Source organism: Arcobacter sp. F2176 (assembly GCF_004116465.1).
Taxonomy (GTDB): Bacteria; Campylobacterota; Campylobacteria; order Campylobacterales; family Arcobacteraceae; genus Arcobacter; species Arcobacter siniprincipis.
The window spans coordinates 20,551-29,723 of record NZ_PDJV01000026.1 but is presented as its reverse complement, the minus strand read 5'-3'; the positions used below and the strand labels follow the sequence as shown (position 1 = coordinate 29,723).

The following is a 9,173-nucleotide window of genomic DNA, read 5'->3' as shown; positions in this document are numbered from 1 at the left end:
ATTATAATCTTAATAATAATTAATCAATTTTATTTTATAAGTATAAAATTTATAAATTAATATTATTATTAAAGAATATTTTAACTAAATGAAAGAGTGAAAAAATTGACCAAGGTCAAGAAATGAATAATAATTCACTAAAGTTAAATTTTTTAAAATATAAAATCTGTTCACCTATTATTAACACAATTTCGATAAAATGACTACACTACTATAAATAATTTTTAAATGATGCGAAGGAACTAGATGAAACATATAAAAAAAATATCAGACTATGCAGTTGTTGGTGGATTAGGTGCTATACTAATCACTGGGCTAGTAGGATGTGGAGATAATTCAAATAATAATCAAGAGGGACAAAACAGTGCTTTTACAAATGCTAGCCAAAAACAAGCTGCCTTTGTAGTTATTGAAGAGAGTAAAGAAGGAAAATATAAGATTGTAGATGAATTTCCCTCTTCTAAAACAACAATTGTATTAAGAAAACCAGATGGAAGTGAAAAGATTCTTAGTCAAGCGGAAATACAAAAACTAGTAAAAGAAGAAGAAATGAAGATTGACAATGGAACTTCTGCTTTAACAAATCCTGAAATGTCAAGTGGGGGAATGGGACTTGGTGGAGTTTTATTATCATCAATTGCTGGAGCAATGATTGGTTCATGGATTGGAAATAAATTATTCAATAACCAAAACTTTCAATCTCAAAGAAGAACACAATACAAATCTCCTCAAACATACTCTAAAAGTCAAAGTTCATTTACAAAAGCTGCGAATACAAGCAAAACTTCAACTTCAAGTAAAAAAAGTGGTTTTTTTGGTGGAGGAAGCTCTTCAAAATCTAGTTCGTCTTTTGGTTCTAGATCTTCTGGCTTTTTTGGTGGTTGATAAATGAAATTACAAAAACTAAAACCTCTTACAAATGAGTACTTAGAATCAATAGGATTTGTTTGGCATACAGATGAAGATGAAACTTCATATATATCAGATGAGATAGTTCAAATAAGTGAAGAAGAAGCTAATGCTTACTACGAAGCTACAAATGAACTATATGATATGTTTTGTGAAGCTGGAGATTATGTTATAGAAAACAATCTATTTCATGAGATAAATATTCCATTTAACTTAGTAAATCTTATAAAAGAATCTTGGGAAAATGATGTGCATTGGCATTTATATTCAAGATTTGATTTAGCTGGTGGAATAGATGGTAAACCTATAAAACTAATCGAATTTAATGCAGATACTCCAACTGCTATTTTTGAAACAGCAATTATTCAATGGGCTATGCTAAAAGCCAATAATTTAGATGAAGCAAGTCAATTTAATAACTTATATGATGCATTAAAAGATAATTTTAAAAGAATCATCACAATGGAAGATGATATTGAAAAGTTTGAAGAGTTTTACAAAGATTTAGGTTGGAAAATACTTTTTTCTTCTATTGCTTCTAGTAGTGAAGATATTAATACAACCAAGCTTTTACAACATATTGCAACAGAAACTGGCTTTAATACTGATTTTGAGTATATTGATAAAGTTCAATTCAATGATGAAGGTATTTTCAAAGACGATATTAACTTTGAATTTTGGTTTAAACTTATACCTTGGGAAAATATTGCCATAGATGAAAGTGAGTTAGCTTTGATTTTAGAAGATATAGTTGCTAACAAAAAAGCAATTATTTTCAATCCAGCTTATACTTTGATGTTCCAATCAAAAGGTTTTATGAAAATTCTTTGGGACTTATACCCAAATCATCCACTTTTACTTGAAACTTCATTTGAACCACTTATTGGTAAAAAACAAGTTGAAAAAAGATGTTTTGGAAGAGAAGGTGCAAATGTTGCTATTATTAATAGTGACAATTCACTAGATATGAAAACTGATGGTGATTATGAAGGTTTTAAAGCTATCTATCAAGAGTATGTAGAACTTCCAGTAGATGAAAGTGGAAATTCATACCAAGCAGGAGTATTTTCTGCTTATGAAGCTTGCGCATTAGGATTTAGAAAAGGTGGCAAGATTTTAAATAATATGTCAAAATTTGTAGGTCATATTATAAAATAAACAAGAATTTTTCTTGTTTATTTAAAAGAACTTTTATTATCTCTTTCTTCCATATATTCTAATAGAATCTTAAAACTTTTTTCTATATTGTCAAAAACTTTTAACAACAAAACAGGAGTATGAGAAAGCTTTTTACTTAAGTCTTCTTTTCTAGCACTATCATCTCTTATATCTATTTCCCCGTTTGTTAAAACAATATCATATTTTCTTTTTCCATCTGTAAAACAAATACTAAAAGGAATATAATAATCATCTTCATCGTCACAATACCAACTAGGATCTCTTCTTAAAAAAACATAAGGTAAATCTCCATCAATTTGACAATGTAAGAGTTTACTTTTATTAAAAACTATTTTTCTCATATTTACTATATTTATTATAGATTTTTTTAGCCTTTTTTGTACTCTTTTATGTAACATTTTCCAAAGAAATGAATTAATCTTTTTTGAACCATCAAGATGTCCTAAATTATCTTCATTCATATAATATATATTTGTCATCGTTGTTCTTTATAGTTTATATAGTTTTCTAAAGTAGAAAAATCAATCTCATTTTTAAATTCTATTTCTAAATCCATCAAAACTAAATTTTTAATATGAAATTTTTCTAATTTAACAAAGTCTTTTGCAGTAGTTAAAATAGTAAAATCTTTATAAGACTTTTCAACTACCTCAATATCTAGTTTTGTGAAATTGTAATGGTCAGGGAAAGAGACTAATTCACAAGTAGTTGGAACAAAGTCTAAAAGTCTTTTTGCCTTTGAAATTGCTGTTAAAATAACTATTTTGGAAGGTAGTTCTTCTAATAACTTATCTTCTTTTTTAAATTTTACAACTCTTTTAAAATCAACACCCTCTTTTAAAACCATATTAGCAGTTGCATACATCATTTTAGGTTCTCTATAACCACCACTTGGCAGACAAAATATATTTTCAGGCTCTTTATAAGGTCTTAATAATATATCAAATTTATTTATATGATATTTTGAAAAACCATCATCTAAAAAAACTAATTTACATCCAAGCTCTTTTGCTTTTAAAATAGCTTTTACTCTATCTTCACTAACTATTACTGAAGCCTTTGTTAAAGAATTTGCTAAAAGCATAGCTTCATCGCCACTTACACTTACATCTTCTAAAATTTTTCCATTCTGACTTATTACATAAAGTCCTTGGGATTTTCTTCCATAGCCTCTTAATATAACTGCTACATCTTCTTTATCTTTTGCAAGGGCAATTGTTATGGGAGTTTTTCCACTTCCACCTACTACTATATTTCCAATTGAAATAATTGATATACCAAAATCTAATTTTCGAGAAGATGACATACGCTTAAAAGCTATAATTATCATATAAATTAAAGTAAATGGAATAAGTAAAAAAGAGATGATTTTTTGAAAAGGTGTTGGAAAGAAGAGATACTCTTCTATCCAAATATTAAATTTTTGTTTTAACAACTATTAAATCCAAGAAGAAGCAATATCAATGATTTGATCACAGATATAATTTACCTCTTCATTTGTAAGTCCTGGATAAATAGGAATAGATAAAATTTGTTGATAAGATGTTAAAGCACTTCCATAAGTAGTAATTTTAATATTATATTTTTGTTTATAATAATTTAATAGATGTAAAGGAATATAATTTAATCCAGTATTAATACCTCTCTCTTTTAACTCTCTAGCAAAAGCATCTCTATTTCTTGAGATTTTAATGATATAGTGAGTAAAGATATGTTCTTCTTTTTGTTTAGGTATCTCTATATGTTTTACACCTGTAAGTCTCTCTTTATAGATTTTTGCAATTTCTTTTCTTCTTTTTATAAAACTATTTGTTTTTTTTAGTTGCGCCAAAGAAAATGCTGCATCTAATTCACTTAGGTCATATTTATGTCCAATATCAACAACATCATAGATATAATCTAAATTTCCATAATCATCATATGTAGTTGTAACAGCATGAGTTCTAAGTAATTTAGCACGAGATGCTAATTCTTCGTCATTTGTAACAATAACTCCACTATTACTTACATCTGTTTTACCATTTGATGGATTTGTTGAAAAAACTGTCATATCAGCATTTAAAGAACCAACTGTTTCATCATTGTATGTAACTCCAAGAGCTGAAGTACAATCTTCTATTAATATTATTTCATATTTTTTACATATAGCATATAATCTATCTAAATCAGGAGTTTGTCCTGCAACAAAAGAGATAATAGCACCTCTTAGTTTTTTAGAATTATTCTCTTCCAATGCTTTTTCAAACTTATTTAAATCGATATTCATATCATCTATATTTATATCAATAAAAATAGGCTCTGCATCAAAGTGTCTTACAACTTCAGGTACATTTACAAAAGAGTTTACAGACATTAATATTTTGTCACCTCTTTTTAACTTAATCGCACTAAGAGCTAGATGCAAAGCAGATGTTCCATTACATGTAGAAATAGCATACTTTGCACCAATAAATTTAGCCATATTCTCTTCAAATTCAAGTACCTTTGAACTATCTTTTTTAAGTTCCAAAACTGTTTTTAACTGTGCTAGTTCTTCTTCACCAACCGATGATTTATAAAATGCTATTTCTTTCATATTAACTCCATTTAATTTTTGCTATTGTTGGAAGCTTACCTTTGAATGCGTTAGCTTTCATTCTATAAATAATCATGTCAATAAGTTCTTTATCAACACCATTGTTTATTAACTCATCAGCTGAGATTTCCTCATCAACTAATTTTTTAAGTACTTCATCCATCTGTTTATAAGAGTATCCTAGTTCATCTTCATCACTTTGACCTTCCCATAAATCAGCACTTGGTCTTTTTCCTAAGATAGATTCAGGAACTCCTAAAAATTTACCAAATTCGTATTCATCACTTTTATACATCTCCCCTATTGGATTAATAGCACAAGCTACATCTCCAAATATAGTTCCATACCCTAAAAGAATTTCACTTTTGTTTGAAGTACCAACAACTAAAGATTTATCTCTAGCACTTACATCATATAAAACTGACATTCTCATTCTTGCACTAAAGTTACCAATTCTTAGTTTATCACCATCCATAAATTTTTCATGGGCTTCAACCATAGGAGCAATTTCAACTATTTCATAAGCTATGTCAAACTTTTTGCATACTTCTAAAGCATGGCTTACACTTCCTTCACTTGAATAATGAGAGGGCATAAGTACACAACTCATATTTTTTCCAAATGCTTCTTTAGATAAAATAGCTACTATTGCAGAATCTAAACCACCAGATAATCCTACAGTAACTCTTTGTAGACCAGCTTTTTTGACTTCGTCTTTTAGAAATACTATTAATTGTTCTTTTATATTATTCCATTCCATAATCATTATCCTTTAATAAATTATATCTCATTTATTTTTGTTTTTTCATAAATTTGTTCAAGAAAATCCTTATTATTTTCCCTAAAATTCTCTTTTTTACTTAATAAATTTTCTTTAATATCATATAGTTCTTCTAAATCAAAATAATCTAAAAACTTTGGGTTAATATCAATTTTTTCACCAGTAGATGAAATAAGAGTTTTTATTTCATCTATAACATACTCTTTTTCTTCCATTAATTTACTTTCACAAACTTATCTAATATTGTAGTTAAATATAGTTCCATTTTTTCTTCTCCAAAATCTTTTTCTTTACTTACACAACAACCACAACAAGTTCCTGCATCAGTTAATTGACCTATTTTTTCAATTGTATCAGCATTTTTTTCTTTAATGGCATACAAAATTTCTCCAAGTGATACATGCTTACAAGCACAAACTTCATAAGAGCGAGAAAAACTCTTAGCCATTAAAAAATTCTCCTAATATATCTTTACAATAAATCTTTTTTTTGACTTTCCCAAAATCACCTTCGTTCATTAAACAGTATCTACACTCAGTACCTGCTCTAGTTTTTTCTTGCAAATCCCCCAGTGATTTTATACCTTCATTTATAATCGAATTTTTTATATCACTAATTGTAACTTTAATACAATTACAAACTTCATAATTCTTATCAAAATTTTCTAACAATTATATATTCCTACTTTTTTTAATCATTTCATATGCTTCATTTATCTCTTGTAACTTTTTAGTTGCTTCATCAATAATATTTTGACTAGCACCCTGCCCTGATATAATATCAGGATGATGTTTTTTTACCAATCTTCTATAATTATTTTTAATTGTCTTATCATCATCTTCTTTTTTTGATTCTAAAACTTCATATGCTTGTTCAAGCGTAGTTGCTTGATTTTGAGCCTGAGAAGCATAAAAGTTTTCAAAGGCATTAATCATATGATTAAAATCATTAGTTTTAATTTGTAAAGCATTTGATATATCTTCACAAATCATTTTCTCTGCATCGCTAAAAGTTTTATCAATAAAAGCAAGATTTAATAGGTATTCTAAAATTTTGAGTCTTTTTTGGTAGTCACTTTTTGTCAGTTTAAAAAGTTTTTGTGAAAGTTCTAAAGTATTATCAAAACTTTTTTTCTCATCACTATATATTTTTTTCAACCTATCTCTTATCTCTTCACTATTTTCAAAATGACTAGAAATATCAGTAAAGGTGTGTTTTAACATTTCTGCTTCTAATTCACACACACTTCCATCAGCTTTTGCAACTTTTGCCATAAGGGCAATTAAAAGACCTGCTTCATGATGGAGTAAATCTCCTTGAAAATTTTCTTTAATATTAAATTTAATATTTTCAAACTTTTCTGTTTTATAACCTCTTGCTATAAAATATAAAATAATTCCCACAAAAAGTAAAACTAATAATTTCATTTAACACCTTTTTAAATAATTAGATAGATTTTATCAAAAATAAGGTAAAATCTTTCCTTTAATAATTAAATGGAGACATTATATGTTTGGAATGGGATTTATGGAAATTATGCTAATCGCGATTATTGCGATTATTGCACTAGGCCCTGAGAAGTTACCTGATGCTATGGTATCAGTTGCACGATTTTTTAAGAAGTTTAAAAGTGGTCTTGAAGATGCAAAATCTACTCTAGACAATGAATTAAATATATCAGATATGAAAGAAGAAGCTAACAAATTTAGAAATCAAATAGAAGATGCGAAATCATCAGTTACAAAGTTTGATGATTTTGATTTAGGTGTGAAAGATATTTTAAAAGATGATAAAAATGATAAAGATAATAAAAAATCTAAAAAAGTATCATTTAAAGATGAAAAAGTAGAAGATAAAATAGAAGAAATAAAAAAAGTTGAAGAAGAAGATAAAGAAACTACTTCTGAGATAAAACCAAGTGATAAATTTAAAATTAAAAAAGAAATAAAAGAAAAAGAAGGGGATAAAGCCTAATGTTTGAAGACTTAAAACCCCATATTGCTGATCTTAGAAAAAGATTAATAATTTCAGTGTTAACTTTAGTTGTTGCATTTTTTGCTTGTTTTACATTTTATGAACCAATTTTAAATTGGATGATGGTTCCAATAGAAGCTGTTCTTCCTGCAAAATCACAAATGGTTGCAGTAGAGATTCAAGAAACATTTTTTACAGCTTTAAAAGTCGCTTTTTTTAGTGGTTTTATTTTATCTTTACCTGTAATATTTTGGCAATTATGGCTATTTTTAGCCCCTGGACTTTATGATCATGAAAAAAAGCTTGTTATACCTTTTGTATTTTTTGCTACACTAATGTTTTTATCAGGTTCTGCTTTTGCTTATTATGTAGTTGTTCCTTTTGGATTTGAATTTTTAATTAACTTTGGTTCAGCAGTTGTTACAGTATTACCTAGTATTGGTAAATATGTAGGCTTCTTTACAAAACTTTTATTTGGTTTTGGAATTGCATTTGAACTTCCTGTTATTACTTTTTTCCTAGCAAAAATTGGACTTGTTGATGACAAGATGTTAAAAGATTTTTTCAAATATGCCATTGTAATAATTTTTATTGTTTCTGCCTTATTAACTCCACCTGATGTTTTAACTCAATTTTTAATGGCCGGACCACTTATTTTACTTTATGGCGCATCAATTTACATTGCCAAAGTATTTAATCCTGCGGATACTTCTTTAGATGATGAAGAGTAATTTAGACCCATTAAAAACATCTAGCTATGATTATTTTTTACCAAAAGAACTCATAGCTAGCAAACCTTTATACCCTGCTGATAGTGCTCGTCTTTTGGTTTATGATAGAAATAGTGATACAATAACTCATACTACATATAAATACTTACTTGATTTTTTGCCTAAAAATTTAAATATCTTTTTAAATGATACTAAAGTAATAAAAGCAAGAATTTACGGCAAAAAAGACAGTGGTGGGAAAACAGAATTACTATTTAATAAACCATTATTTATGAATAGATATCAAGTTATGATAAAAGGTAAAGTTCAAAAAGGAACAAAACTATTTTTTAATGAAAACTTAAGTGCTGAAGTTCTTGAATTAAATAATGAAGATGGTACAAGAACAGTTAAATTTTTCAAAGATACTAAAGAATTAGACTTTTTATCTTTAATTGAAATATTAAATGAAATAGGTCATTTACCTCTTCCTCACTATATGAATAGAGAAGATGAAAAAGAAGATGAAAAAGATTATCAAACTTTATTTGCAAAAAATTATGGTGCAGTTGCAGCACCAACAGCATCATTACACTTCACAGATGAACTTTTAGAAAATCTTAATAATAATCATAATATCAACTATCTAACACTACATGTAGGAGCTGGTACATTTAAACCAGTTGATGCAGAAAATATTTTAGAGCATCCAATGCATAGTGAATATTTTGAAATTTCAAGAGAAAGTTTAGAATCTTTAAAAGAAAAAAACAAAACCCTTGCAGTTGGAACAACAGTTACCAGAACGATAGAATACTATGCCAGAACGAACAAAATCCAAGGTGAATGTGACCTATTTTTAAATCCAGCAAATAAACCAATAAAAGTAGACCATCTACTTACAAACTTTCATTTACCAAAATCAACTCTTATTATGTTAATAGCCTCTTTTGTAGGTTTAGAAAAGACTTTAGAAATATATGAAACTGCTGTAAAAGAAAAATATAGATTTTTTTCATACGGTGATGGAATGTTAATAATATAA

General features: G+C 27.5%; 13 protein-coding genes. 5 read left to right on the top strand and 8 right to left on the bottom strand.

Annotated elements, in window-relative coordinates; all coding sequences use genetic code 11:
* Positions 1-246 precede the first annotated feature (246 nt).
* Positions 247-885, top strand: coding sequence for a UPF0323 family lipoprotein (locus tag CRU95_RS15135; RefSeq protein WP_129101959.1), 639 nt, complete (start codon positions 247-249; stop codon positions 883-885).
* 3 nt (positions 886-888) lie between these two features.
* Positions 889-2,067 carry a glutathionylspermidine synthase family protein gene (locus CRU95_RS15130; RefSeq protein ID WP_129101958.1) on the top strand — a complete coding sequence of 393 codons (1,179 nt, stop codon included), beginning with the start codon at positions 889-891 and terminating at the stop codon, positions 2,065-2,067.
* 17 nt (positions 2,068-2,084) lie between these two features.
* On the opposite strand, the gene CRU95_RS15125 is transcribed toward CRU95_RS15130, so the two are convergent.
* From CRU95_RS15125 to CRU95_RS15090, 8 genes are read right to left on the bottom strand one after another with little or no spacing between them, the layout of a single operon-like run.
* Entirely contained in the window at positions 2,085-2,567 is a 483-nt protein-coding gene (locus CRU95_RS15125) for a hypothetical protein (RefSeq protein WP_129101957.1), read from the bottom strand.
* On the bottom strand, positions 2,564-3,523 hold the full coding sequence (locus CRU95_RS15120) for a tetraacyldisaccharide 4'-kinase (RefSeq protein ID WP_129101956.1): 960 nt from the start codon (positions 3,521-3,523) through the stop codon (positions 2,564-2,566). Before CRU95_RS15120 ends, CRU95_RS15125 begins: the two co-directional genes overlap by 4 nt.
* 3 nt (positions 3,524-3,526) lie before the next feature.
* Positions 3,527-4,663: a DegT/DnrJ/EryC1/StrS aminotransferase family protein gene (locus CRU95_RS15115; RefSeq protein WP_129101955.1), complete on the bottom strand. Its 1,137-nt coding sequence runs from the start codon at positions 4,661-4,663 to the stop codon at positions 3,527-3,529.
* Position 4,664: 1 nt separating this feature from the next.
* Positions 4,665-5,423 carry an NAD+ synthase gene (locus CRU95_RS15110; protein ID WP_375153690.1) on the bottom strand — a complete coding sequence of 253 codons (759 nt, stop codon included), beginning with the start codon at positions 5,421-5,423 and terminating at the stop codon, positions 4,665-4,667.
* Between the two features lie 20 nt (positions 5,424-5,443).
* Positions 5,444-5,659, bottom strand: a complete 216-nt coding sequence (locus CRU95_RS15105) for a hypothetical protein (protein ID WP_013135675.1) — start codon at positions 5,657-5,659, stop codon at positions 5,444-5,446.
* Positions 5,659-5,892, bottom strand: coding sequence for a (2Fe-2S)-binding protein (locus tag CRU95_RS15100; protein ID WP_129101954.1), 234 nt, complete (start codon positions 5,890-5,892; stop codon positions 5,659-5,661). Before CRU95_RS15100 ends, CRU95_RS15105 begins: the two co-directional genes overlap by 1 nt.
* Positions 5,885-6,115: a (2Fe-2S)-binding protein gene (locus tag CRU95_RS15095; RefSeq protein WP_129101953.1), complete on the bottom strand. Its 231-nt coding sequence runs from the start codon at positions 6,113-6,115 to the stop codon at positions 5,885-5,887. The genes CRU95_RS15100 and CRU95_RS15095 overlap by 8 nt, the downstream gene beginning before the upstream one ends.
* Complete coding sequence (locus tag CRU95_RS15090; RefSeq protein WP_129101952.1) at positions 6,116-6,871, bottom strand: DnaJ domain-containing protein; 756 nt, start codon at positions 6,869-6,871, stop codon at positions 6,116-6,118.
* 82 nt (positions 6,872-6,953) lie between these two features.
* On the opposite strand from CRU95_RS15090, the gene tatB reads away from it, so the two are divergent.
* From tatB to queA, 3 genes are read left to right on the top strand one after another with little or no spacing between them, the layout of a single operon-like run.
* A complete protein-coding gene (tatB, locus tag CRU95_RS15085; RefSeq protein WP_129101951.1) occupies positions 6,954-7,418 on the top strand; it encodes a Sec-independent protein translocase protein TatB in 465 nt (154 codons plus the stop codon).
* Positions 7,418-8,149, top strand: a complete 732-nt coding sequence (gene tatC, locus CRU95_RS15080) for a twin-arginine translocase subunit TatC (RefSeq protein WP_129101950.1) — start codon at positions 7,418-7,420, stop codon at positions 8,147-8,149. The genes tatB and tatC overlap by 1 nt, the downstream gene beginning before the upstream one ends.
* Complete coding sequence (queA, locus tag CRU95_RS15075; RefSeq protein ID WP_129101949.1) at positions 8,136-9,173, top strand: tRNA preQ1(34) S-adenosylmethionine ribosyltransferase-isomerase QueA; 1,038 nt, start codon at positions 8,136-8,138, stop codon at positions 9,171-9,173. The genes tatC and queA overlap by 14 nt, the downstream gene beginning before the upstream one ends.